This is a genomic window from Nocardiopsis coralli, from assembly GCF_014892575.1.
Taxonomy (GTDB): domain Bacteria; phylum Actinomycetota; class Actinomycetes; order Streptosporangiales; family Streptosporangiaceae; genus Nocardiopsis; species Nocardiopsis coralli.
On record NZ_JADBGI010000062.1, the window covers coordinates 1 to 692 of the forward strand.

Annotated in this window: 1 pseudogene; it reads left to right on the forward strand. The window is 72.5% G+C overall.

Annotated elements, in window-relative coordinates:
* Positions 1–692, forward strand: a pseudogene (locus IDM40_RS27765) (HNH endonuclease signature motif containing protein); the annotation flags it as partial.

The window sequence follows — 692 nt, forward strand, 5'->3', positions numbered from 1 at the left end:
GCCTCGTTCACGGCCCCCTACGGCACCACGGAGAAGAACCCCGACACCGGCGCGGGCGCCGACAGCGCCGCTGCCTTCGGCGGCACCGGCACCAACGGTGCCGACATCGGCCTCATCCCTGCGGGCGAGGCGCTGACCTCGCGCTACGGGCGTACCTACGACGCGCTCATCAGCGCGATGGGCTTCGCCCACGGCCACCACGGCCACACCAACATCAAGACCAAGGCCGGGACCGAGGTCACCGGCAAGGGCAAGGGCAACGCCTCCGGCACCGCTGGTGCTGACGCGGGTGCTGGCCCCATCGGCGACGCCGACGGCGACGGCCCCGGCACCGATACTGTCGCCGACTACGTCGGCGACGCCGACGGCTTCGACTCTGGCTCTGTTTGCCCCGCTGATGCTGCTGGTACTGGTGCCGATGGCTCCGCTTCTGGCGGTGGCTGCACCGAGCCGCCGGGGACCAAGGCGGTCATCAACATCACCGTGCCCCTCTCGGCACTGCTGGGCTTCGGCTTCACCTTCAAGAACGACACCAACACCAACGCCGGGGCCGACGGTGCCGGCGCCGCGGACGCCACCACCGCTGGTGCCAACGGCGATACCAACACCACCGGGGCAACCGCCCCCGGCTGCGCGGCCGGGGCGACCGGTTCGCCGCCCGGTTCGGGCGCCGGGGCTGGCCCCGACCCCGG